Raw genomic sequence first — 24,066 nt, forward strand, 5'->3', positions numbered from 1 at the left:
GGAAGCGGTTCAGTCCCAGATAACTTTCAGCGCGTCTTTGCCACCGTTGTGAGCAAACTGCTGCATCACCACTGAGCAGGAATCGCACGGTGCCATCGTGGTCGCGACGGTAACCGGGCTGCGAGTGGCATCGTCCGGGTACTTTTCTCGTATGGCCCTGATCAGCTTGCTTTCGCTATCCAGCGAGGTAGGTCGCAGGGTCAGTTCAGGCGTGTAGGTCGCAATGTTGTCGATGGTGCGAGGGATGGCTTGAAACTGCCCCTCAGCTGTCGTGCTGAGGGATGTTCTCGGGAACTGTGTTTTGTGATCGATATTGATGTAAGTGGTAGTTCCGATTTTCACCTCTTTTGCATGGGGATGCTTTGCAAAAAGTGGTAGAAAACCGGTATCACCCCCGCTACCGGAGACGCTTACATACACTTCGGTGTTGCCGTTGACAGGCGTAATTTCCGCATAAGCGATGTTTCGGGGTCGATCCATGTTTTTGTGCTTCTTAACAATGGTTTGAAGTTCTTTCATCGTATTGGAAATCTGCATGGCCCCTGGTTCATTCATTTTGTAGAGGGGTTTGTCAAACAGTGCGTTGAAGATTAGTGCGGTTCTTGTACGCAATGACTCGGGTGCTTCTTTGCTCCGAGTCCAGGTTTTCGTTGTTGCAGGGTACTTGCAGACGATCATGCGGGTTTGATGGTCAAACAGGACCGCTTCACCCGGTGTCGTGGCAACCTTCACTCTGGTTAGAGATGCCGGAGGATTCGCCAGGCCGCCCAGTGGCACGGCGATTTCATCCATGGTGCGAACGGCCTCTTTCACTTTCCCCACTCCGTAGATGGCAGCGATATTGTTCGCTTGCATCGACCCGGTAAATACCGTGAAGAGTTCCTTGTACAAGGGATCGCTTTGTAAGGCAGAGTCTGGGATACGTTGCAATCTATGCGGCCCCGCGAGGCTTTTTCCTTTGGCAATTTCAGCGAAGTAGTAGTCGTTGGCATTTAGCTGAGTGAAGAGATACTCTTTTTTTGCATCGAGTTTTGACTCAATGATCAGCGTACTGACTTGTCGCATATCATCGTCCAGGCCTTCTTGAGCGCCTTTGACCTTGATCCGCCCATATATTCCTTTTTGAAACTCGATGGTTCCCTCGACACGCGCCTTGGGGGGCATGCGTTTGGGAAGTCCCAAAGCGGATTTCTTGCCCTCGAACAGCTTCAAGGTTCCACCAGACCCTGTATAGAGTTGGCCGTCCAGCGCCAGAACGGGTTCAGAACGACCCGGTTTCACCGGAGCGGGTGTGTAAATTCGGTCGCCGAACCACGGGCAAAAGTCTTCTACCGGATCAAAGCTACCAGGCTCGGGTGTGGGTGCTGCCTTGCGATAAACGAAGCTGTTCAGGCAAACCTCGTCTACACCGCGGCGTACTCGACAGGGTTTGGCCTGCAGGGTTTTGCTGGCATCAATAGTGTCTACGCGACGTAATGCCCCTTGATCCAGTCTGTAGGGGACTTCATCAATCAGCAGTGTCGTTCGACCGTCCACTTCCTGAATCTGATGCACTCGAGCATTTTCAGGAATATCGAAGATGATCTGATCTTCAGCTTCATCTATATGGGAGTATCCGGATCTGCCGATCGACACCTCTCCGACATCTGCGGCCAATCGTGGACCATAGGGCTTGCCCGATAGGGGGTCTATCAGATGATAGGGTGACGTGCTGCCAGAGCTGGTCCGGCGAAGCGCTATGTCTGCGATACCGTCGACCGATCCCAATTGGTCCCCCTGTGCAAGGGGCTTCCAGTGCCCCGGAGCCGTTGCCTGAGGCAAGCCCTCGATGAAACTGTACTTGCCTGCTCTGCCGAGTGCGGGCTTCAAACTGTTATACGACTTTTTGACCGCGAATTTAACGCCTGCATACAAACCTCGCAGTGCTCCACCCGAGAGCCTTAGCGCTAACGTCGGGAGGCCATAGAAAGGGATTACGTTTTGTGCGGTTGAAACCAGCAGCTTTTCAGTCAGTGCGCCAAATCGCGGAAGTGCGACGCGTACGCCTGATCGGACAGCTACGGAGACCAGCTTCACTGAGCCCGAAACAAACTTCCCCAAGGGAAACGCAAACGAAACCACATCCACAATCAGGCCAAAAATGGCCCATCCCTTTTTATTAGGGTCGCCTGAAAGCAGGTCGCTGATGCCGCCCCAAAACGGTATAAACCCTTTTACTGAGTCCAACCAGTGAGGGCGAGCCGCGATGCGTTCTATCTCTGTTTCGCCCCTGGCTTCGGCGCGAAGCAGTTTTTCGTCATAGTAGAAGAAGTTTCTGGCAATGTAGTTGGCAAGTTCCATGGCGCGGGAAGTCGTAACGGTCGAATGCGTAAATTGCTCGCTCTCGATGCGAAGGGTAGGGGCGGTAAATGTATTACCCAGTTGTTCAATGATTGCGTTACACCGCACATTTTTTTTCGGGAAACTACCGGTTTCATGAGCGGCCCAGTCAAATGGAACGCTTTTTCCACGTCGCACTTTAATTACGTCAGTGTTTCCGAGGATTGACCCTGTGATTTGCTGGGCTTGCTCTTTTCCGTTGAGCATGTCTAATGAAAAATCATCACGCCTTCGAATAATCCCGGAACGTGGTAAACATTCGTAATAGGAAACCCTGGTGTTATACGAGATCTGCAAAATAAAGCCCATTCGAAGCCGAAGCGGTAAAGTGATTTCCGGCGTCTCGTCTTCCAGTTCTATCTCGTCGGTGGATTTTCTCAAGGTATGGATCTTTACCTCCCCCAGTTCAATGGCTTGGCGATCCTCGTAGGGAAGCGAAGTAAGCTGGCTTTTCAGCAGTGTTTGATACGCGCCTTTACTCAGTTCAATGTAATTGTTGAACGCCGACTCAAATAACTTTCCTACATCGGGTAGGGGCGTTTGAGTCAGCGTTGCAGGAAGCCAGGGCGCATCGGTTTTTATTGTGCGGTCTGCGTTAATACCGATTCGGTAACGGCTTTTACGTATTCCGTCCGTTGATGTAATTAGCCAGCTTCTGTTTTCGTTCAGGGCACCCGAAATATAAACATCTTTAAAGGTGTAGATTTTGTCTTTTAGTTGAGGCGTCTGTAAAATCCCACCGCCTTTAGTATTTCCGTAGTCTTCAATCAGTTTTCTTCCATCGGAAATGAACGCGAAGAAAGCGTGTCGATTGCCCCACACTTTTTTTGGCGCTCCATCGTGCCCCATGCGCAAGGCGTCCTTGAAATACGTTTTTATTTCCCTCTCGGCAATAGCCGATCTTTCTGGATAGTTGACATCCATTTGAATGATTGCTTGTTTCAAGGCGTCGGTATGTTCATCGAGTGCTTTAACAGATTGCGCTATTTCCTCTGTGGAGTAATCCGAGTCGGTCCTTTGCGCAATAATACCGGCGGTAATAGCCCATTCCAGAGTTGGAGGCAGCCTGCACAATGCGACGAGCTCCCGCTCTTTTTCGTTGGCGTGCATCGACTGCTGAATTGGAAAGTCCACCAGTTGCTGGAAGCTCATGCGATGGAGCGAGTCAGGCACCATGGCTTCTGCGAGCGTTACACCATGGACAAAGTTGACCCACACGACTGAGCTTCTATAGGGCAGGTCCTGCGGTATGTCACGTACCTGAAATTCGGTGGGTAGCTGGGGCAGAAGCAGGCGTGCGAGCAAGATAGCTTCGCTTGGCGTGGTCACATGGTCAGAATCAATCAGATAGGTTTCAAATTCGCTGCGCAGGGTTTGATAGCTCTTGCCCCAGTTCGAAGGTTGTTCAAGTCGAAAGCGTGCAATTGTTTCATCCGGTTCGCTGCCTGTGAGGCTGTACCAGCGACGGATGGCCTCAGCGACCAGTCTGGTCTGAATGTGAAGGGCGGTCTCTTCCCCAGGATGTGCGCCGTACCAGTCCAGCACGTCGAGCAGCCGCTTTGCCAGCCCCTGCGCTTTGCTACCGTTGAGCAACTTGTGCAGATAGACCGCAGGGCTAGCGCGCAACTGTTCTGTGGTGATATTGGCAAGCGCTTCTTTACCCAGGCTTTCGAGGACAGATGTCTCATCGTCTTCAAGGATCAGGCTGACGGCGGCAAGTAGGGGGCTGTGGTCGCTTTGGCGGATGAGACTGCCCAGATCCAGGCCGTTTTCAAGATCGAGCAGATGATTGGCCCGCCTTTCCTCCAGCTCCAGGATCATTGTGCTTAGCGAGTCAGCATTTTGAGGCTGCTCCGGCTGCAGGCCGTAGTACCACAGGATCTGAGGAAGACTGAGCAGGCGATCGGAGCGTAATTTTCCGCCGACGTTCAGGGCGGCTTTCTCGATTTTTTCTGCGAGGCTGTGTAATGATATTTGATCGTTTAACGGCAGGGTGATGCTTTTCCCGTCCGCATCAGCCGTTTCATAGACCGCACGGCCGTCCCTGAACGCGACTGACAGTAAGTTGAAGTGGGTGCTTGCTCCCTTCGAACGCCGCAGGTCGAGGTAGTCCGGCGTTTCGAGCAGTTTTTGCAGGTGGGCCTGGCCAATATCATGCTCTTGGGCAAGGGGAGAATGGGGCTGGGGGGAAAGAAAGATCTCGGGCGGAGCAAGGGTGTTGGTCTTGGCATCGCGCAGAGATATTATCAACGCGTCATATTCAGCCAGTTGCGCGGTATGTTGTTGCTGCGAGGTTGTTGTCGGGGGAATGGTGGTCGACATAAAAAAGAGTCTGTGCCTGAAAAGTGGACGCTCAGTTTCGGCGTTTCAAGGGCAGTCAATGCGGTACATATGTATTGGCGGTGTTGACGGTTTGCTTGCCGGGATCGAGAACGCACCCTAGTCTAGCTATAGCGATCACGTTGGGATGATGATCTGGCAGTGCTAAAACAAGGGACCACATGAATCAAACCCGGACTCTCGGAACGCCACGGTTATTGGGCATTGTCTGGCCATTTATTGCCGTCGTGCTGTTTCAGGCCCTGTTGGGGGGCGTCAGCCTGTACGTGCTGTCGGCCGTGCGCGGCTATGTTGCCGGTGAAAGCTTGTGGTCGAAGGGGCAAAAAGACGCCATCTACTACCTCAACCTCTACGCGGACAGTCGCGACGAGGCGATTTTCCTCAAATACCAGAACGCCATTGCCATACCTCAGGGGGGGCACGAGTTGCGGCTGGCGCTGGATCACCAGCCACCTGAAATCGAAGCCGCGAGAGTGGCAATCCTCAAGGGGGGCAACCACCCTGACGACGTTTCCAGTCTGATCTGGCTGTACCTCAACTTCCGGCATTTCTCTTACCTTGAAAAAGCCATCGACCGCTGGACGGTGGGTGACGCGTACCTGCTGCAACTCGATGATGTTGCGCAGCAGATGCACAAGCGCGTTGCCGACAAACAGGTCTCGCCCGCAGATCTCTGGCGCTGGAAAGACCAGATACTCGCCATCAACGACGCCGTGACACCCGCCGCCAAAGCGTTCAGTGATGCATTGGGTGAGGGCTCGCGCTTGATCCTCCAGTTGTTGCTGGTGACCAACCTCGCCACGGCGCTGGGCTTGATTGCGCTTGCGTTGCTGCGCACCCACAAGTTGCTCAAGCAGCGCCATGAATTCGCCGAAGCGTTGCAACTGGAGAAAGACCGGGCGCAGATCACGTTGCAATCCATTGGCGACGGCGTGATCACCACGGATGTCGAAGGCGCTATCACCTACATGAATCCCGCCGCCGAGGCGCTAACCCACTGGAAAGCCGAACAGGCGACGGGTTTGCCGCTGGCGGCGCTGTTCAACTTGCTGGATGAAAACGCTCAGGCTGACGGGTTCACGTTGATCGAACATATTCTGAGCGGTCAACTCAGCGGTGGCAGCGAACATTCCAAACTGATTCAGCGTCTGGATGGCAGCACGGTGTCGGTGACGTTGGTGGGGTCGCCGATTCGAAATGTGGGCAAGGTCAGTGGCACCGTACTGGTGTTGCATGACATGACGCAGGAGCGCCAATACATTGCCAATCTGTCCTGGCAGGCGACTCATGACGCCTTGACCGGGCTTGCCAACCGCCGCGAGTTCGAATTTCGACTGGAGCAGGCACTGCACAACTTGACGCGTCATACCGGACGCCATGCCCTGATGTTTCTCGATCTGGATCAATTCAAACTGGTCAATGACACGTGCGGTCATGCGGCGGGTGATGAGCTGCTGCGGCATATCTGTGCGTTGTTGCAATCGGGGTTGCGCGAAGGTGACACCTTGGCTCGGTTGGGTGGCGATGAGTTCGGCATCTTGCTGGAAAACTGTGTACCGGACACCGCCGAGAAGATTGCCGAAAGTTTGCGCCTGACCGTACAAAACCTGCACTTTGTCTGGAAAGGTCGACCCTTTGTCACCACGGTAAGCATTGGGCTGGTGCACGTCGCGCAGCCTCCCACGACGCTGGAAGCATCACTGCGCGCCGCTGATATGGCGTGTTACATGGCCAAGGAAAAGGGGCGAAATCGGGTTCAGGTCTATCACGCCGATGATTCGGAACTGACATTGCGTTTTGGCGAGATGGCCTGGGTGCAGCGCCTGCACATAGCGCTGGAAGAGAATCGCTTTTGCCTGTACTCCCAGCAAATCGCGCCGTTGGGGCATACCGAGCGTGGGGGGGGGCATATCGAAATCCTGTTGCGTCTGCATGATGAATCCGGCCGCATGATCTTGCCGGACAGTTTTATTCCGGCCGCCGAGCGTTATGGGTTGATGACAGCAATTGATCGCTGGGTGGTCGAGAACGTCTTCAAGGTCATCGCCCAATGCAGGGCTGAACAGCGCAAAGGTCCATTAGCCATGTGTGCGATTAATCTGTCAGGCACAACTATCGGAGATGAGGCGTTTCTGGACTTCCTGCGTGAACAATTTGTTAACTATTCAATTCCACCTGAAATGATTTGTTTTGAAATCACAGAAACCAGTGCAATTTCCAATTTGGGCAGTGCAATTAGATTTATCAATGAACTCAAGGGCTTAGGTTGTCATTTTTCGTTAGATGATTTTTGCGCCGGAATGTCCTCGTTCGCTTACTTGAAACATTTGCCTGTAGACTTCCTGAAGATCGACGGGAGTTTCGTAAAGGATATGTTGGACGACCCGATTAACCGAGCCATGGTCGAAGTGATTAACCACATCGGGCATGTCATGGGTAAGCGGACGATTGCCGAGTTTGTAGAGTCCCCCCAGATTGAGCAGGCATTGCTGGAAATCGGGGTCGATTTCGCTCAAGGGTATGTGATTGAACGCCCGAATCCGTTTACCTGCGATAGTTTGCAAAGTCGTCCTGCCAGGCCTCAGCCTTTGTTGTTCAAGGCCCCTGGCACGTTCCGTTGAAATCTCTTGCTGATCCAAACAATCACAATCAAAAGGAGCTCGACAGTGATCGACACATTCAACCGAACCGGACCACTCATGGAAGCCGCAAGTTATCCTGCCTGGGCTCAACAGCTCATCAAGGATTGCAGCGAGAGTAAGCGCCGGGTTGTTGAACACGAACTGTATCAGCGCATGCGAGACAACAAACTCAGCGCCAAGACCATGCGCCAGTACCTTATTGGTGGCTGGCCGGTTGTTGAACAGTTCGCGTTGTACATGGCACAAAACCTGACCAAGACCCGCTTTGCCCGTCATCCCGGGGAAGACATGGCGCGTCGTTGGCTGATGCGCAATATTCGTGTGGAGCTGAACCATGCCGATTATTGGGTGCACTGGAGTCGGGCTCATGGGGTCAGCCTGGAAGATCTGCAAGCGCAACAGGTTGCCCCCGAACTTCACGCCTTGAGCCATTGGTGTTGGCACACCAGTTCGGCCGATTCGTTGATCGTGGCCATCGCGGCGACCAACTATGCCATTGAAGGCGCGACTGGAGAGTGGTCGGCCCTGGTCTGCTCCAGTGGCGTCTACGCCGCGGCATTCCCGGAAGAAGATCGCAAGCGGGCCATGAAGTGGTTAAAGATGCACGCGCAATACGACGATGCCCATCCATGGGAAGCCCTGGAGATCATCTGTACCCTGGCGGGCATGAACCCGAGCAAATCCCTGCAAGTGGAACTGCGACAGGCAGTGTGCAAGAGCTACGACTACATGCACCTGTTTCTGGAGCGCTGCATGCAATTGGAGCACTCGGAAAAGGCGTCGGTGACGCGTGAGCGCCTGGCGCTGGCTGAAAGCTGATCCATAGGCAACACACGCCAAAAAATGTGGGAGCGAGCCTGCTCGCGATTGCGGATTATCAGTCAACATCATCGTTGACTGTCAGTCTGCTCTCGCGAGCAGGCTCGCTCCCACATTGATTTATAGTGTTGCTTAGGACTCAACCCGCCATCGTCAGCCGGTTACGTCCTTCACGCTTGGCGACATACAGCGCGCTGTCGGCCCGACGTAACAAGCTGTCGGCAGATTCGCCAGGCAGCAGGGTTGAGCATCCGAGGCTGACGGTCAGCTCTATGGCATTGCCATCGGCCTGATATTCCTGGGCCTGAGCCGCAATCCGCAGCCGCTCGCCAACAATGGCTGCAGCTTCCCGGGTGGTGTTGGACAGCAGGATCAGGAACTCTTCGCCACCAAACCGGAACACCATGTCGACATTGCGCAACTGGTTTTTGATCACCGTGGCCACAGTCTTGAGTACATCATCGCCCGCACTGTGGCCGTAACTGTCGTTGACGTTTTTGAAGTGATCGATGTCCAGCATCAACAACGACAAAGGCATCAAGTGGCGTCGCGACATTTCGATTTCGCGTTCCAGGGTCTGATCCATGGCAATGCGGTTACCGGTATCGGTCAAAGGGTCGCGCAATGCACTTAGAGTGGCGGCGCGGTAAAGAAGGGCGTTGCGCATCGGGAAGAGGAGGGCGGACAGCAACGACTCCAGATGGCCTTGATCAGGCTCACTGAATCGCTGATTGCGGCGGAACACCAGTTCACCGAGCTGTTCACCTTCATGGCTAAGGCTGTAACTGACCGAGTGATGGCCACGATGGCCAAACTCCAGGCGCAAATCACTGCCCTGATGCCGATAGCTCAAGGCATCCAGCGGCACCAGGCGCTGAACTTCGCGGAAGAAAAGTCCAAGAATTCGTTGTGGCTCAAGACTGGTTTGCAGCTGCTGACCCAGTTGCTGGCGTAATTGCGCAAGACTGACGGGTCGTGCCAGGAGGGGAGGTTGCTGACCAAATCCCAGGCGTTGCAATTTGGCACTGTCAAAGTCAATTGCGTTGGTCTGGGAAGGCGATTTCATATGGCGTGGGCCCCTAAGCTGTAATGCTGTCTTACAGGCTGGGTGAGAGCGGCTTTGGGCTGCGCGTCATACTGGTCCATCAGTCCCGAAGGACAGTTGGAGCAAGTCTAGTCCGCTTTCACACTGCATGTCTGAGCAACTTTAGAGCGAAAGTCGTGCCATTCGGTTCACTTTGATAAAAACCGATAAAAATCAGTATGTTGAGATTGATGCTGAGGTCTGATGGCGAAATGGGTGACAGTTGTTTGACTAGGAAAGGGTGTAGTTAAGATGCTCCTTGAGTGCCGCGCCGGGAAATCGGCGCGGCACGAAAGCGACGCACCGTGTTACTGGGCGTTGAACGCCTGGCCATTGATGCCGGTGCTGTCCGGGCCCATCAGGTAGAGATAGACCGGCATGATCTCTTCCGGGGTAGGGTTGTTGAGCGGATTTTCCCCTGGGTAAGCCTGGGCCCGCATGCTGGTGCGCGTCGCGCCCGGGTTGATACTGTTGGAACGTACTGGCGCCACGGTGTCCACTTCGTCGGCCAGGGTTTGCATCAGGCCTTCAGTGGCAAACTTGGACACGCCATACGCGCCCCAATAGGCACGCCCCTTGCGGCCGACGCTGCTGGAGGTAAATACCACCGAGGCGTCTTGCGACAGCTTTAGCAGAGGCAGCAGGGTGCTGGTGAGCATGAACATGGCGTTGACGTTGACGTGCATGACACGCATGAAATTTTCGCCCGATAGCTGTTCGATCGGCGTACGCGGACCGATGATCGAGGCGTTATGCAGCAAGCCGTCGAGATGGCCGAATTCGGTTTCGATCATGGCGGCCAGTTCGTCGTACTGGTGGGGCAGGGCGGTTTCCAGGTTGAACGGAATCACCGCCGGCTGTGGATGCCCGGCTGCTTCGATTTCGTCATAAACCCGGGTCAGGTTGGCTTCGGTTTTGCCCAGCAGCAATACGGTGGCGCCATGGGCTGCATAGGTTTTCGCAGCGGCCGCGCCGATGCCACGGCCGGCACCGGTGACCAGAATGACCCGGTCCTTGAGCAGTTCAGGGCGAGCGGAATAATCAAACATAAAGTACCTCTACAAAAATTCTTCAGGTCAAACGCTATCCCCTGTAGGAGTGAGCCTGCTCGCGATGGCGTCGGCTCAGTCAACATGGATGTTGAATGTAATACCGCCATCGCGAGCAGGCTCGCTCCCACATTGGTAGGGCTCTGAATCCTTAGCAGCTACAGAGAGCGCTATCTAAAACCTTGCGCAATTCCAGTGGATGATCCACCACCACATCCGCACCCCAGTGCCGCGGGTTGTCGTCGGGATGTATGTAGCCGTAGGTCACCGCAGCCGTCTTGGTGCCGGCATCGCGGCCGGATTCGATATCGCGCAGATCATCGCCCACAAACAACACGCTGGCCGGGTCCAGGTCGAGCATCTTGCACGCCAGAATCAGCGGCTCCGGGTCAGGCTTGCTGTTCTTCACATGATCGGGACAGATCAGCAGCGCGGAACGCTCGGCCAGCCCCAGTTGCTGCATGATCGGTTCGGCGAAACGCAGCGGCTTATTGGTGACCACGCCCCAGATCAGGTTGGACTTCTCGATGTCGGCCAGCAATTCGCCCATGCCGTCGAAGAGCTTGCTGTGAACCGCACACCCGGCCAGATAGCGCTCCAGAAATTCGAGTCGCAGCTCTTCAAAGCCCGGCGACTCCGGGTCCATCGAAAAGGTTACGGCGACCATTGCCTTGGCGCCGCCGGAGATCTCGTCACGAATGTGCTTGTCATTGATAGGTGGCAAGCCACGATCGGCGCGCATCGCCTGACAGATGGCGATAAAGTCCGGCGCGGTGTCGAGCAGCGTGCCGTCCATGTCAAAAAGGACTGCTCTGATACGCATCGGCTTACTCCTCGCGCAGGGTCTGGATCATGTAGTTGACGTCAACGTCGGCCGCCAGTTTGTAGTGCTTGGTCAACGGGTTGTAGGTCAGGCCTATGATGTCTTTGACGGTCAGGCCTGCCATGCGACTCCAGGCGCCAAGCTCGGAAGGGCGGATGAACTTCTTGAAGTCGTGAGTGCCGCGCGGCAGCAGTTTCATGATGTATTCAGCGCCGACGATGGCGAACAGGTACGCCTTCGGGTTGCGGTTGATGGTGGAGAAGAACACTTGGCCGCCGGGCTTGACCATGCGGAAGCAGGCACGGATGACCGAAGATGGATCCGGTACGTGCTCGAGCATTTCCAGGCACGTGACGACGTCGAATTGCTCGGGCATTTCTTCGGCGAGGCCTTCGGCGGTGATCTGTCGGTATTCGACGTTCACACCGGATTCCAGTTGATGCAATTGCGCGACCGCAAGCGGCGCTTCACCCATGTCGATGCCCATGACAGTGGCGCCGCGCTGGGCCATGGCCTCGCTGAGAATCCCGCCGCCGCAACCGACGTCCAGCACCTTCTTGCCGGCCAGCTTGACGCGTTCGTCAATCCAGTTGACCCGCAGCGGGTTGATGTCGTGAAGCGGCTTGAACTCGCTTTCACGGTCCCACCAGCGATGGGCCAGGGCTTCGAATTTGGCGATTTCGGCGTAGTCGACGTTGCTCATGGTTCAGTCCTCTAAAACTTGAAAAATCCTGTTGCCCCGGTTTTTTGCTCCGGGGATCTTACGATTCGGTGCGGCCACTGATGCGCTGGCCCCAGGCCTTGGCGGTGGCGCATAACTGTTCTTCATCGAGGCGGGTCAGGCGCCGGTCGTCAAGCAGTTGCTTGCCGGCCACCCATAGGTGTTTCACGCAGTCCCTGCCGGTGGCGTAGATCAGTTGAGAAACCGGGTCATAGACCGGTTGCTGCGCCAGGCCTGAGAGGTCAAACGCCACCATATCGGCCGCCTTGCCGACTTCCAGCGAGCCCGTTTCAGCTTCGATCCCCAAGGCGCGGGCGCCATTGAGCGTGGCCATGCGCAAGGCGCGATGAGCATCCAGTGCGGTGGCCGAGCCAGCGACGGCTTTGGCCAGCAGCGCAGCGGTGCGGATTTCGCCTAGCAGGTCGAGGTCGTTGTTGCTGGCCGCGCCATCGGTGCCGACGGCCACATTGACGCCCGCCTGCCACAACCGCTCGACCGGGCAAAAACCGCTGGCCAGCTTGAGGTTGGATTCCGGGCAATGAATCACATTGGTATTGGTTTCTACCAGCATCACCAAGTCTTCATCGCTGATTTGTGTCATGTGAACGGCCTGGAACCTTGGTCCGAGCAAACCCAGGCGGCCGAGGCGAGCCAGCGGGCGTTCACCGCTCTGCTCGATCGATTGCTGCACTTCGAAGGCGGTTTCATGGACGTGCATGTGGATCGAAGCGTCAAGCTCTTCGGCGATTACGCGGACTTTCTCCAGGTTTTCGTCGCCCACGGTATAGGGGGCATGGGGCCCGAAGGTGATTTTGATGCGCTCGTGGTGCTTGAGGTCGCCAAACAATTCCACGCCCTGACGAATAGCGTCGTCCGCCGTGCTGGCGCCCGGGATAGGGAAGTCGAGGATTGGAATCGCAATTTGTGCGCGAATACCGCTGTTATGTACGCGCTCGCTGGCAACCTTTGGGAAGAAATACATGTCTGAGAAGCAGGTGATGCCACCTTTGATCTGTTCGGCGATGGCCAGGTCCGTGCCATCTCGTACGAACTCTTCATCGACCCACTTGGCTTCTGCTGGCCAGATGTGGTTTTCCAGCCAGCTCATCAGTGGCAAGTCATCGGCCAGGCCTCGAAACAGCGTCATGGCGGCGTGCCCATGGGCATTGATCAGGCCAGGGGTGAGCAGCATATCCGGCAACTCACGGACTTCGGTTGCATTAAACTTCAGTGCAGCCGAACGTGGGCCGATAAAAACGATGCGTCCGTCACGGATGCCCAAGCCATGCTCTTTGAGGACAACGCCAGCGGGTTCGACGGGTACCAGCCAGGTCGGCAGCAACAACAAGTCGAGCGCAGCGGCAGTGTTCGGCATCGAGAATCGGTTCCAGTGCTTTTGTAAAGGATGGCGAAGTATACCCGAGCGTCTTCGCGGGGGGATCGCTATAATCGGCGGCTTTTGTGCTTGAGTGCGGGGTGAGGGATGCGCGATCGACTGTTGGCTGCAGAGAAAGTGAAGGCCATCGATTGGCGTGATGGCGCCCTGTACCTGCTGGATCAGCGTATTTTGCCTTTCGAAGAAACCTGGATCGCCTATACCAGTGCAGCCGGTGTGGCCGAGGCCATCCGTTCGATGGTGGTACGCGGTGCGCCAGCGATTGGCATCAGTGCGGCGTATGCCATGGTGCTGTCAGCTCGCGCGCGAATTGCCGAGGGCGGTGACTGGCAGGCAGCGTGGGAAGAGGATTACGCGTTATTGGCCGATTCCCGTCCAACAGCGGTGAATCTGTTCTGGGCCTTGAGTCGCATGCGTGACCGCCTGGACCGTCTCAAGGAAGACGCAGACCCTCTGGTGGCGCTGGAGGCAGAAGCCATCGCCATTCATGAAAGTGATCGCGAAGCCAACCTGACCATGGCCCAACTGGGTGTGGACCTGATCCGCAAGCACCAGGGAAACGCCCAGACGATCCTGACCCACTGCAACACCGGCGCGCTGGCCACCGGTGGCTTTGGCACGGCGCTGGGCGTTATTCGTGGAGCCTTTATCGAAGGCATGGTCGAGCGCGTTTACGCCAACGAAACCCGGCCGTGGCTGCAGGGTTCGCGTTTGACCGCATGGGAGCTGGCCAATGAAGGCATTCCTGTGACCGTGAATGCCGACTCCGCCGCCGCGCACATCATGAAAACCAAAGGCGTGACCTGGGTGGTCGTCGGAGCGGACCGCATCACCGCCAATGGCGATGTGGCGAACAAAATCGGCACCTATCAACTGGCGGTCAACGCCATGCACCATGGCGTGCGCTTCATGGTGGTGGCGCCGAGCTCGACCATCGACTTGAACATGGCCAGTGGCGACGATATTCCAATCGAAGAGCGTGACGGCCGTGAGTTGCTAGAGATCGGCGGCAAGCGGGTCGGGGCGGATGTCGATGCGTTCAACCCGGTGTTCGATGTGACGCCTGCGGACCTGATCGACGTGATCGTCACCGAAAAAGGCATCGTCGAGCGGCCGGACACCGCGAAAATGGCGCAGTTGATGTGCCGTAAACGTTTGCATTAATAATTTCCAGGGCCTGAAAGATCGCTTTCGCGGGCAAGTCGGATCGCCGCACCGCCGCTCCCACAAGGTTCTGCGTCGTTCGGGAAGTATCGGGCTTGCAGTGACCCCTGTAGGAGCGGGCTTGCCCGCGAAGAGGCCATCAAAGTCAATGAATCAGCGTGAATCAGGCATGATTTTTTGATTCGGCGCTGCTCTAAGCCCCTCTCGTCTCCCTCAAGCCTGTCACCGGTCAACTTACTATGCTCCATGCGCGTCTGGGGGATAGGTGCGTGGCGGCTCTTGTGATAACATCCGGCGTTTTCCGAGGCAGCCCCCCGGGGTTGTCTTTACTGCGCAAATCCATGGTTCATTTGTTGATTTGTCGTAAGTCGGTGTATGGCACTCAGCCTGCAGCGGCGAGCTTCGTTCGTCCCATATGGATGTGACGAAGTTTCACCAGAAAAAGGAATCGAGCTTCTCATGGGCGAACTGGCCAAAGAAATCCTCCCGGTCAATATCGAAGACGAGCTGAAGCAGTCCTACCTCGACTACGCAATGAGCGTAATTGTCGGGCGGGCCCTGCCGGATGCGCGCGATGGCTTGAAGCCCGTGCACCGGCGTGTGCTGTTCGCGATGAGCGAGCTGGGCAACGACTTCAACAAGCCGTACAAGAAATCTGCCCGTGTTGTCGGTGACGTCATCGGTAAGTATCACCCGCACGGTGATACCGCGGTGTACGACACCATCGTCCGCATGGCGCAGCCGTTCTCGCTGCGTTACCTGCTGGTAGATGGTCAAGGCAACTTCGGTTCGGTGGACGGCGATAACGCCGCGGCCATGCGATACACCGAAGTGCGCATGACCAAGCTGGCGCACGAGTTGCTGGCTGACCTGCACAAAGAAACCGTGGACTGGGTGCCGAACTACGACGGCACCGAAATGATCCCGGCGGTCATGCCGACCCGTATCCCCAACCTGCTCGTCAACGGCTCCAGCGGTATCGCCGTGGGCATGGCGACTAACATTCCGCCGCACAACCTCGGTGAAGTCATCGACGGTTGCCTGGCCCTCATCGACAACCCAGAGTTGACCATCGATGAGCTGATGCAATACATCCCCGGTCCGGACTTCCCGACCGCCGCGATCATCAACGGTCGCGCCGGCATCATCGAAGCCTACCGCACCGGTCGCGGGCGCATTTACATGCGCGCCCGCTCGACAATCGAAGACATCGATAAGGTCGGTGGCCGTCAGCAGATCGTCATTACCGAGCTCCCTTACCAGCTCAACAAGGCTCGTCTGATCGAGAAGATCGCCGAGCTGGTTAAAGAGAAGAAGCTAGAAGGCATCACCGAGCTGCGCGACGAGTCCGACAAAGACGGTATGCGCGTTGTGATCGAATTGCGTCGCGGCGAAGTGCCTGAGGTGATTCTCAACAACCTCTACGCCCAGACCCAGTTGCAAGCGGTGTTCGGTATCAACATCGTTGCGCTGATCGACGGCCGTCCACGGATCCTGAACCTCAAGGACCTGCTGGAAGCTTTCGTTCGTCACCGTCGCGAAGTTGTTACCCGCCGTACCGTGTTCGAACTGCGTAAAGCTCGCGAACGTGGTCACATTCTCGAAGGTCAAGCGGTTGCCCTGTCGAACATCGACCCGGTCATCGCCCTGATCAAGGCCTCGCCAACGCCATCGGAAGCCAAGGAAGCGTTGATCAGCACGGCCTGGGAATCCTCCGCCGTGGTGGCCATGGTTGAGCGTGCTGGTGCCGATTCTTGCCGTCCAGAGACCCTGGATCCGCAATACGGCCTGCGCGACGGCAAGTACTTCCTGTCGCCGGAACAGGCGCAAGCCATTCTGGAACTGCGTCTGCACCGTCTGACCGGTCTGGAACACGAAAAGCTGCTGGCCGAGTATCAAGAGATCCTCAACCAGATCGGCGAACTGATCCGCATCCTCAGCAGCGCCACGCGCCTGATGGAAGTGATCCGCGAAGAGCTGGAAGTGATCCGCGCCGAGTACGGCGATGTGCGTCGCACCGAGATCCTCGATGCCCGTCTCGACCTGACCCTGGGTGACATGATCCCGGAAGAAGAGCGCGTCGTGACCATTTCCCACGGTGGCTATGCCAAGACCCAGCCATTGGCTGCGTACCAGGCACAGCGTCGTGGCGGTAAAGGCAAATCGGCTACCGGCGTGAAAGATGAGGATTACATCGCTCACCTGCTGGTCGCCAACAGCCACACGACGCTGCTGCTGTTCTCCAGCAAAGGCAAAGTGTACTGGCTGAAAACCTACGAAATTCCAGAAGCGTCCCGCGCAGCCCGTGGTCGTCCGCTGGTCAACCTGCTGCCGCTGGACAGTGATGAGTACATCACCACCATGCTGCCGGTCGAGGAATACACCGAAGGTCATTTCATCTTCATGGCGACCGCCAAAGGCACCGTGAAGAAGACCCCGCTGGAATCCTTCAGCCGTCAACGCAGCGTCGGTCTGATCGCGCTGGAGCTGGACGAAGGTGACGTACTGATTTCTGCCGCCATTACCGATGGCGAGCGCGAAGTCATGCTGTTCTCCGACGGCGGCAAGGTTACCCGTTTCAAGGAAACCGACGTTCGCGCCATGGGCCGTACCGCTCGCGGTGTGCGCGGCATGCGTCTGCCGGAAGGCCAGAAGCTGATTTCCATGCTGATCCCGGAAGAAGGCAGCCAGATCCTCACGGCTTCGGCCCGCGGTTTCGGCAAGCGTACGGCGATCACCGAGTTCCCTGAGTACAAGCGTGGCGGTCAGGGCGTTATCGCCATGGTCAGCAACGACCGTAACGGCCGTCTGGTCGGCGCGGTCCAGGTGCTCGATGGTGAGGAAATCATGCTGATTTCCGACCAGGGCACCTTGGTTCGTACCCGTGTCGACGAAGTGTCCAGCCTGGGTCGTAACACCCAGGGCGTGACCCTGATCAAGTTGGCCAGCGATGAAACACTGGTCGGTCTGGAGCGGGTTCAGGAGCCGTCGGAAGTCGAAGGTGAAGAGCTGGAAGGTGAAGAGGGTGCAGAGTTCGTTGGCGAAGTCGTGATCGACGACGTTGTTGACGATCAGCAACTCGATGCCGCCGCTGACGAAGAGCCACAAGAGTAAGCGAACACATAGGGGGCGGATGAGAATTCGCCCCCTTGTTGTTTGTCCGTACGGAAAATTTCGATATCAGTGGAGATCCCTTGTGGGAGCGAGCCTGCTCGCGATGCAGGCGCTGCGGTACCTCTGAGACACCGCGGTGATGCATTCGCGAGCAGGCTCGCTCCCACAGGTTTTCTGCTTTGGCAGAGACTCTGTGTCGATTGATGTTGTGATTTATTGCGTGATTACCACCAAATCAGAGCGAGATTGGATGTGAGCAAGAGAGCCTATAACTTCTGTGCCGGTCCTGCGGCACTTCCCGAAGCTGTCCTGCAGCGCGCCCAGGGTGAACTCCTTGATTGGCACGGCAAGGGCCTGTCGGTCATGGAAATGAGCCATCGCAGTGATGAGTTCGTGTCCATTGCCACCAAGGCCGAGCAGGATCTGCGTGATCTGCTGAATATTCCCTCGAACTATAAAGTGCTGTTTCTGCAAGGCGGCGCCAGCCAGCAATTTGCTCAGATCCCGCTGAACCTGTTGCCGGAAAACGGCACTGCCGACTATATCGATACCGGTATCTGGTCGCAGAAAGCCATCGAAGAAGCTTCGCGCTACGGCAATGTAAATGTCGCCGGGACCGCCAAGCCTTACGACTATTTCGCTATTCCCGGTCAGAACGAATGGAACCTGTCGAAAGACGCGGCCTACGTTCATTACGCGCCGAACGAAACCATCGGCGGTCTGGAGTTCCAGTGGACTCCTGAAACCGGTGATGTTCCGCTGGTGGCCGACATGTCTTCGGACATTCTCTCGCGCCCGATCGATGTTTCGCGCTTTGGCATGATCTACGCCGGCGCCCAGAAAAACATCGGCCCGAGCGGTATCGTGGTCAACATCGTTCGCGAAGACCTGCTGGGGCACGCTCGTTCCCTGTGCCCGACCATGCTCAACTACAAGGTCGCGGCCGATAACGGCTCGATGTACAACACCCCGCCAACCTTGGCCTGGTACTTGTCCGGTCTGGTGTTCGAGTGGCTGAAAGAGCAGGGTGGTGTTGAAGCCATCGGCAAGCTCAACGAAGTGAAGCAGCGCACGCTGTACGACTTCATCGACGCCAGCGGCTTGTACAGCAACCCGATCAACAAATCCGACCGCTCGTGGATGAACGTGCCATTCCGTCTCGCTGACGACCGTCTGGACAAGCCATTTTTGGTCGGTGCCGACGAGCGAGGCCTGTTGAACCTCAAGGGTCACCGTTCCGTGGGCGGCATGCGCGCCTCCATCTATAACGCCGTCGACATCGTTGCGGTCAACGCTTTGATTTCGTACATGGCAGAGTTCGAGAAGGAACACGGCTAATGTCTGAGCAAGAACTCAAGGCACTGCGCCTGCGCATTGATGCCCTGGACGAGAAAGTCCTGGAGTTGATCAGTGAGCGCGCACGCTGCGCCCAGGAAGTTGCGCGAGTAAAGATGGCCTCGCTGGCCGAAGGCGAAGTGCCGGTGTTCTATCGTCCTGAGCGCGAAGCTCAGGTGCTCAAGCGTGTGATGGAGCGTAATAAAGGGCCGCTGGGTAACGAAGAGATGGCGCGGTTGTTTCGCGAAATCATGTCCTCGTGTCTGGCGCTCGAGCAGCCGCTGAAAGTGGCTTACCTCGGTCCTGAAGGCACGTTCACGCAGGCAGCGGCCATGAAACACTTCGGCCACGCTGTGATCAGCAAGCCGATGGCGGCGATCGACGAAGTGTTCCGCGAAGTGGCGGCCGGTGCGGTGAATTTTGGCGTGGTTCCGGTGGAAAACTCCACCGAGGGCGCGGTCAACCATACCCTCGACAGCTTCCTAGAACACGACATGGTCATCTGTGGTGAAGTCGAGTTGCGGATTCACCACCACCTGTTGGTCGGAGAAAACACCAAGACTGACAGCATCAGCCGCATCTATTCCCACGCTCAGTCGCTGGCTCAGTGCCGCAAGTGGCTGGACGCCCATTACCCGAATGTCGAGCGCGTGGCAGTGTCCAGCAACGCCGAAGCGGCCAAGCGGGTTAAAGGTGAGTGGAACTCGGCGGCCATTGCCGGCGACATGGCTGCAGGCCTGTACGGGCTGACCCGACTGGCCGAAAAAATCGAGGATCGTCCGGATAACTCCACACGATTCCTGATGATCGGCAGCCAGGAAGTGCCGCCGACGGGCGACGACAAAACATCGATCATCGTCTCCATGAGCAACAAACCGGGTGCGCTTCACGAATTGCTGGTGCCGTTCCATGACAACGGTATCGACTTGACGCGCATCGAGACGCGTCCGTCGCGCAGCGGTAAATGGACCTACGTGTTCTTCATCGACTTCGTCGGCCACCATCGCGATCCATTGATCAAAGGTGTGCTGGAAAAGATCAGTCAGGAAGCAGTGGCACTCAAAGTGCTGGGTTCCTACCCGAAAGCAGTTCTCTAAGGGGTAGCAAATGAGTGGTGACTTCCTCGCTCTGGCACAGCCGGGCGTGCAACAACTTTCGCCGTACGTCCCGGGCAAGCCTGTGGACGAGCTGGCGCGCGAGCTGGATCTCGATCCGGCAAGCATCGTCAAACTGGCCAGTAATGAAAACCCGTTGGGCCCGAGTCCCAAGGCTCTGACGGCGATTCAGAATGCGCTGGCTGAACTGACCCGGTACCCGGACGGCAACGGCTTTGCACTCAAGACCCTGTTGGCCGAGCAGTGCCGTGTCGAACTGAATCAAGTGACGCTGGGCAATGGCTCCAACGACATTCTGGAGCTGGTCGCGCGCGCCTATCTGGCGCCGGGCCTCAACGCCGTGTTCAGCGAGCACGCGTTTGCGGTCTATCCGATTGTGACCCAAGCCGTAGGTGCCCAGGCCAAAGTGATTCCGGCCAAAGACTGGGGGCATGACCTGTCGGCCATGCTGGCAGCGATCGATGCTGACACTCGCGTGGTCTTCATCGCCAACCCGAACAACCCGACCGGCACCTGGTTTGATGCCGAAGCCCTGGACGAATTCCTCCAGGATGTTCCGGCGCATGTGCTGGTGGTGCTGGACGAGGCCTACATCGAATACGCCGAGGGCAGCGACTTGCCGGACGGTCTGGACTATCTGGCGGCTTATCCGAACCTGCTGGTTTCGCGCACGTTCTCCAAGGCTTACGGCCTGGCGGCGTTGCGAGTCGGCTATGGCTTGTCCACCGCCGTGGTCGCGGACGTGCTGAACCGCGTGCGTCAGCCGTTCAACGTTAACAGTCTGGCACTGGCTGCTGCCTGCGCTGCGCTGAAAGACAGCGAATACCTGGCTGAAAGCCGTCGCCTGAACGAGTCCGGCATGCTGCAACTGGAAGCCGGTTTCCGTGAGTTGGGGTTGAGCTGGATTCCGTCCAAAGGCAACTTCATTTGCGTCGACCTCGGTCGCGTTGCTGCGCCGGTGTTTCAGGGCTTGTTGCGCGAAGGCGTGATTGTGCGTCCGGTGGCCAACTACGGCATGCCGAACCACCTGCGCATCACCATCGGTTTGCCGGCGGAAAACAGCCGCTTCCTAGAGGCGCTGACCAAGGTTCTGGCTCGTGGTTGATGTCACTGCACTGCAATCTGCTGCACCTATGATCGGTCGCCTGGTGGTGGTCGGTCTGGGATTGATCGGTGGTTCGTTCGCCAAGGGCATGCGTGAAAGCGGTCTGTGTCGCGAAGTGGTCGGGGTCGATCTCGACCCGCAATCGCGCAAGCTGGCGGTTGAGTTGGGCGTGGTGGATCGCTGTGAAGAAGACCTGGCTGCTGCCTGTCAGGGCGCTGACGTGATTCAACTGGCCATCCCGATCCTTGCCATGGAAAAAATGCTGGCGCGCCTGGCTGCAATGGATCTGGGGTCGGCCATTCTGACCGACGTCGGTAGCGCCAAGGGCAATGTCGTCCGTGCGGCGACTGAAGCGTTTGGCGGTATGCCGTCGCGTTTTGTGCCGGGGCATCCGATTGCCGGTTCCGAGCAGAGCGGGGTGGAAGCCTCCAACGCCGAGCTGTTCCGTCGTCATAAAGTGATTCTGACACCGCTGGATCAAACCGATCCGGCCGCGTTGGCAGTGGTCGACCGGTTGTGGCGCGAATTGGGCGCCGATGTCGAGCACATGCAGGTCGAGCGCCACGATGAAGTGTTGGCGGCGACCAGCCATTTGCCGCACCTGCTGGCGTTCGGTTTGGTCGATTCGTTGGCCAAGCGCAATGAAAACCTTGAGATCTTCCGTTACGCTGCCGGTGGTTTCCGCGATTTCACAAGAATTGCGGGAAGCGACCCGGTCATGTGGCACGACATCTTCCTCGCCAACCGCGAAGCTGTCCTGCGCACACTCGATACATTTCGCAGCGACCTCGACGCCTTGCGCGACGCGGTCGATGCAGGGGATGGGCACCAATTGTTGGGCGTGTTCACGCGCGCCCGGGTTGCCCGCGAGCATTTCAGTAAAATCCTGGCCCGCCGGGCCTATGTGGACGCTATGAATTCCAACGACCTGATTTTCCTGGCACAACCTGGTGGCCGCCTGACTGGGCGGATTCGTGTACCGGGCGATAAATCGATTTCCCACCGTTCGATCATGCTCGGCTCCCTGGCCGAAGGCGTTACCGAAGTCGAAGGCTTCCTCGAGGGCGAAGACGCCCTGGCGACCCTGCAAGCCTTCCGCGACATGGGCGTTGTGATCGAAGGTCCGCACCATGGTCGTGTGACCATTCACGGCGTTGGCTTGCATGGCCTGAAGCCTGCACCAGGCCCGATCTATCTGGGCAACTCCGGTACCTCGATGCGTCTGCTGTCCGGGCTGTTGGCTGCGCAGAACTTCGACAGCACCCTGACCGGCGACGCTTCGCTGTCCAAGCGTCCGATGAATCGTGTGGCCAATCCACTGCGTGAAATGGGCGCCGTGATCGAGACCGCTGCTGAAGGTCGTCCGCCAATGACCATTCGTGGCGGCAACACGCTCAAAGGCCTGACCTACACCATGCCGATGGCCAGTGCTCAGGTGAAATCCTGCTTGCTGCTGGCGGGTCTGTATGCCGAAGGCAAGACCACTGTCACTGAGCCTGCACCGACCCGTGACCATACCGAACGCATGCTGCAAGGCTTTGGCTACCCGGTTAGCGTAAATGGCGCAACCGCTTCGGTTGAATCCGGCCACAAGCTGACGGCGACCCACATTGAAGTGCCGGGCGATATCTCGTCCTCCGCGTTTTTCCTCGTGGCGGCGTCGATCGCCGAAGGTTCGGAGCTGGTGCTGGAACACGTCGGCATCAACCCGACCCGTACCGGCGTGATCGACATCCTGCGTCTGATGGGCGGCGATATCACCCTGGAAAACCAGCGTGAAGTCGGCGGCGAGCCCGTCGCGGACTTGCGCGTACGTGCAGCTAAACTCAAAGGTATCGAGATTCCCGAGGCGCTGGTTCCACTGGCTATCGACGAATTCCCGGTGCTGTTCGTGGCTGCGGCCTGCGCCGAAGGGCGTACTGTCCTGCGTGGTGCTGAAGAGTTGCGAGTCAAGGAGTCGGACCGGATTCAGGTCATGGCCGATGGCTTGCTGGCGCTGGGCGTCAAATGCGAACCGACCCCGGACGGCATCATCATCGACGGCGGCCAGATCGGCGGCGGCGAAGTGCATGGTCACGGCGACCACCGGATTGCCATGGCATTCAGCGTTGCATCGTTGCGCGCGACTGCACCGATCCGCATCCATGACTGCGCGAACGTTGCGACATCGTTCCCGAACTTCCTCGCACTGTGCGCGCAGGTCGGTATCCGGGTTGCTGAAGAGGCTCAGTCGTGATCAACAAGTCGCCAGTCATTACCATTGATGGCCCGAGCGGTTCCGGTAAAGGCACGATCGCCGGGATACTGGCGAAGCGTCTGGGCTGGAATCTTCTGGATTCCGGTGCGCTGTACCGTCTGCTGGCGTTCGCTGCGCACAATCATGGTGTTGATCTGACCAATGAAGAGTTGCTGAAGAAATTGGCCGCTCATCTGGATGTGCAATTCATTGCTGCGACGGACGGTCAGCTGCAGCGAATCATTCTCGAGGGCGACGAAGTCAGCGATGTGATTCGTACGGAAAGTGTCGGTGCCGGCGCGTCCCAAGTCGCTGCATTGCCCGCCGTACGCGAGGCGCTGCTGCAACGCCAGCGTGCTTTTCAGGAAGCGCCGGGGCTGGTAGCCGATGGCCGCGATATGGGCACCGTTGTATTTCCGGACGCGCCCTTGAAGATTTTCCTCACTGCCAGTGCCGAGGAGCGTGCGCGCCGTCGATACTTGCAGTTGAAGGGCAAAGTCGATGGTGTTAGTCTGTCGAGTCTGCTAGATGAGATACGTGTCCGCGATGAGCGCGACACCCAGCGAGCGGTAGCCCCGCTCAAACCGGCGGCTGACGCCATACAGCTGGATTCCACGGAATTATCCATCGATCAGGTGCTGGAACGCATCATGAGCGAGATCGCCATTCGCGATATCGCCGGGTGACCAAGAAGGCCGCAGGGGACCAGTCATAGTCCTGCGGTGGCTTCTTTTAAATGAAACT

15 protein-coding genes are annotated in these 24,066 nt (G+C 57.3%); 9 read left to right on the forward strand and 6 right to left on the reverse strand.

The window, feature by feature from the left end; genetic code table 11:
* Positions 1–9: 9 nt before the first annotated feature.
* The gene (locus tag AC3ISI_RS07485; RefSeq protein WP_489336203.1) at positions 10–4,701 is read right to left on the reverse strand and encodes a hypothetical protein; all 4,692 of its coding nucleotides are present in this window, start codon (positions 4,699–4,701) and stop codon (positions 10–12) included.
* 179 nt (positions 4,702–4,880) lie between these two features.
* Between AC3ISI_RS07485 and AC3ISI_RS07490 the strand changes: the two genes are divergently transcribed.
* The gene (locus tag AC3ISI_RS07490; protein WP_489336204.1) at positions 4,881–7,340 is read left to right on the forward strand and encodes an EAL domain-containing protein; all 2,460 of its coding nucleotides are present in this window, start codon (positions 4,881–4,883) and stop codon (positions 7,338–7,340) included.
* A gap of 78 nt (positions 7,341–7,418) precedes the next feature.
* Positions 7,419–8,180: an iron-containing redox enzyme family protein gene (locus tag AC3ISI_RS07495; RefSeq protein ID WP_489336206.1), complete on the forward strand. Its 762-nt coding sequence runs from the start codon at positions 7,419–7,421 to the stop codon at positions 8,178–8,180.
* A 139-nt stretch (positions 8,181–8,319) separates the two neighbouring features.
* Here AC3ISI_RS07495 and AC3ISI_RS07500 read toward each other — a convergent pair whose 3' ends face one another.
* The 5 genes from AC3ISI_RS07500 to AC3ISI_RS07520 form a co-directional block, all read right to left on the reverse strand.
* Positions 8,320–9,246 (reverse strand): GGDEF domain-containing protein, encoded by a 927-nt coding sequence (locus tag AC3ISI_RS07500; protein ID WP_489336207.1) that lies wholly within the window; start codon positions 9,244–9,246, stop codon positions 8,320–8,322.
* 326 nt (positions 9,247–9,572) lie between these two features.
* A complete protein-coding gene (locus AC3ISI_RS07505) occupies positions 9,573–10,313 on the reverse strand; it encodes a YciK family oxidoreductase (RefSeq protein WP_489336208.1) in 741 nt (246 codons plus the stop codon).
* Between the two features lie 151 nt (positions 10,314–10,464).
* Positions 10,465–11,136 carry an N-acetylmuramic acid 6-phosphate phosphatase MupP gene (mupP, locus tag AC3ISI_RS07510; protein WP_489336209.1) on the reverse strand — a complete coding sequence of 224 codons (672 nt, stop codon included), beginning with the start codon at positions 11,134–11,136 and terminating at the stop codon, positions 10,465–10,467.
* A gap of 4 nt (positions 11,137–11,140) precedes the next feature.
* Entirely contained in the window at positions 11,141–11,839 is a 699-nt protein-coding gene (gene ubiG / locus AC3ISI_RS07515) for a bifunctional 2-polyprenyl-6-hydroxyphenol methylase/3-demethylubiquinol 3-O-methyltransferase UbiG (protein ID WP_477792437.1), read from the reverse strand.
* Positions 11,840–11,897: 58 nt separating this feature from the next.
* The gene (locus AC3ISI_RS07520) at positions 11,898–13,232 is read right to left on the reverse strand and encodes a TRZ/ATZ family hydrolase (protein WP_489336210.1); all 1,335 of its coding nucleotides are present in this window, start codon (positions 13,230–13,232) and stop codon (positions 11,898–11,900) included.
* Positions 13,233–13,340: 108 nt separating this feature from the next.
* Here AC3ISI_RS07520 and mtnA point away from each other — a divergent pair, with 108 nt between their 5' ends.
* The 7 genes from mtnA (at position 13,341) to cmk (ending at position 24,008) form a co-directional block, all read left to right on the forward strand.
* On the forward strand, positions 13,341–14,417 hold the full coding sequence (mtnA, locus tag AC3ISI_RS07525; protein WP_489336211.1) for an S-methyl-5-thioribose-1-phosphate isomerase: 1,077 nt from the start codon (positions 13,341–13,343) through the stop codon (positions 14,415–14,417).
* A 459-nt stretch (positions 14,418–14,876) separates the two neighbouring features.
* The gene (gene gyrA, locus AC3ISI_RS07530) at positions 14,877–17,531 is read left to right on the forward strand and encodes a DNA gyrase subunit A (protein WP_007945812.1); all 2,655 of its coding nucleotides are present in this window, start codon (positions 14,877–14,879) and stop codon (positions 17,529–17,531) included.
* A gap of 252 nt (positions 17,532–17,783) precedes the next feature.
* Complete coding sequence (gene serC / locus AC3ISI_RS07535) at positions 17,784–18,869, forward strand: 3-phosphoserine/phosphohydroxythreonine transaminase (RefSeq protein WP_489336212.1); 1,086 nt, start codon at positions 17,784–17,786, stop codon at positions 18,867–18,869.
* Positions 18,869–19,963: a prephenate dehydratase gene (gene pheA, locus AC3ISI_RS07540; protein ID WP_033055815.1), complete on the forward strand. Its 1,095-nt coding sequence runs from the start codon at positions 18,869–18,871 to the stop codon at positions 19,961–19,963. The genes serC and pheA overlap by 1 nt, the downstream gene beginning before the upstream one ends.
* Before the next feature lie 10 nt (positions 19,964–19,973).
* Positions 19,974–21,086: a histidinol-phosphate transaminase gene (gene hisC / locus AC3ISI_RS07545; protein ID WP_489336213.1), complete on the forward strand. Its 1,113-nt coding sequence runs from the start codon at positions 19,974–19,976 to the stop codon at positions 21,084–21,086.
* A gap of 28 nt (positions 21,087–21,114) precedes the next feature.
* Positions 21,115–23,322, forward strand: coding sequence for a bifunctional prephenate dehydrogenase/3-phosphoshikimate 1-carboxyvinyltransferase (locus AC3ISI_RS07550; RefSeq protein WP_489337649.1), 2,208 nt, complete (start codon positions 21,115–21,117; stop codon positions 23,320–23,322).
* Positions 23,319–24,008 (forward strand): (d)CMP kinase, encoded by a 690-nt coding sequence (gene cmk, locus AC3ISI_RS07555; RefSeq protein WP_489336214.1) that lies wholly within the window; start codon positions 23,319–23,321, stop codon positions 24,006–24,008. The genes AC3ISI_RS07550 and cmk overlap by 4 nt, the downstream gene beginning before the upstream one ends.
* Positions 24,009–24,066: the final 58 nt, after the last annotated feature.

The organism is Pseudomonas sp. GL_139_B (assembly GCF_057834475.1).

Bases quoted from the DNA above. Each gene is read 5' to 3' on its own strand.
- AC3ISI_RS07490 (WP_489336204.1), top strand. From the start codon at position 4,881: ATGAATCAAACCCGGACTCTCGGAACGCCACGGTTATTGGGCATTGTC.
- AC3ISI_RS07495 (WP_489336206.1), top strand. From the start codon at position 7,419: ATGGAAGCCGCAAGTTATCCTGCCTGGGCTCAACAGCTCATCAAGGAT.
- mtnA (WP_489336211.1), top strand. From the start codon at position 13,341: ATGCGCGATCGACTGTTGGCTGCAGAGAAAGTGAAGGCCATCGATTGG.
- hisC (WP_489336213.1), top strand. From the start codon at position 19,974: ATGAGTGGTGACTTCCTCGCTCTGGCACAGCCGGGCGTGCAACAACTT.
- AC3ISI_RS07550 (WP_489337649.1), top strand. From the start codon at position 21,115: ATGATCGGTCGCCTGGTGGTGGTCGGTCTGGGATTGATCGGTGGTTCG.
- AC3ISI_RS07485 (WP_489336203.1), bottom strand. From the start codon at position 4,701: ATGTCGACCACCATTCCCCCGACAACAACCTCGCAGCAACAACATACC.
- gyrA (WP_007945812.1), top strand. From the start codon at position 14,877: ATGGGCGAACTGGCCAAAGAAATCCTCCCGGTCAATATCGAAGACGAG.
- AC3ISI_RS07505 (WP_489336208.1), bottom strand. From the start codon at position 10,313: ATGTTTGATTATTCCGCTCGCCCTGAACTGCTCAAGGACCGGGTCATT.
- AC3ISI_RS07520 (WP_489336210.1), bottom strand. From the start codon at position 13,232: ATGCCGAACACTGCCGCTGCGCTCGACTTGTTGTTGCTGCCGACCTGG.
- pheA (WP_033055815.1), top strand. From the start codon at position 18,869: ATGTCTGAGCAAGAACTCAAGGCACTGCGCCTGCGCATTGATGCCCTG.
- mupP (WP_489336209.1), bottom strand. From the start codon at position 11,136: ATGCGTATCAGAGCAGTCCTTTTTGACATGGACGGCACGCTGCTCGAC.
- ubiG (WP_477792437.1), bottom strand. From the start codon at position 11,839: ATGAGCAACGTCGACTACGCCGAAATCGCCAAATTCGAAGCCCTGGCC.
- AC3ISI_RS07500 (WP_489336207.1), bottom strand. From the start codon at position 9,246: ATGAAATCGCCTTCCCAGACCAACGCAATTGACTTTGACAGTGCCAAA.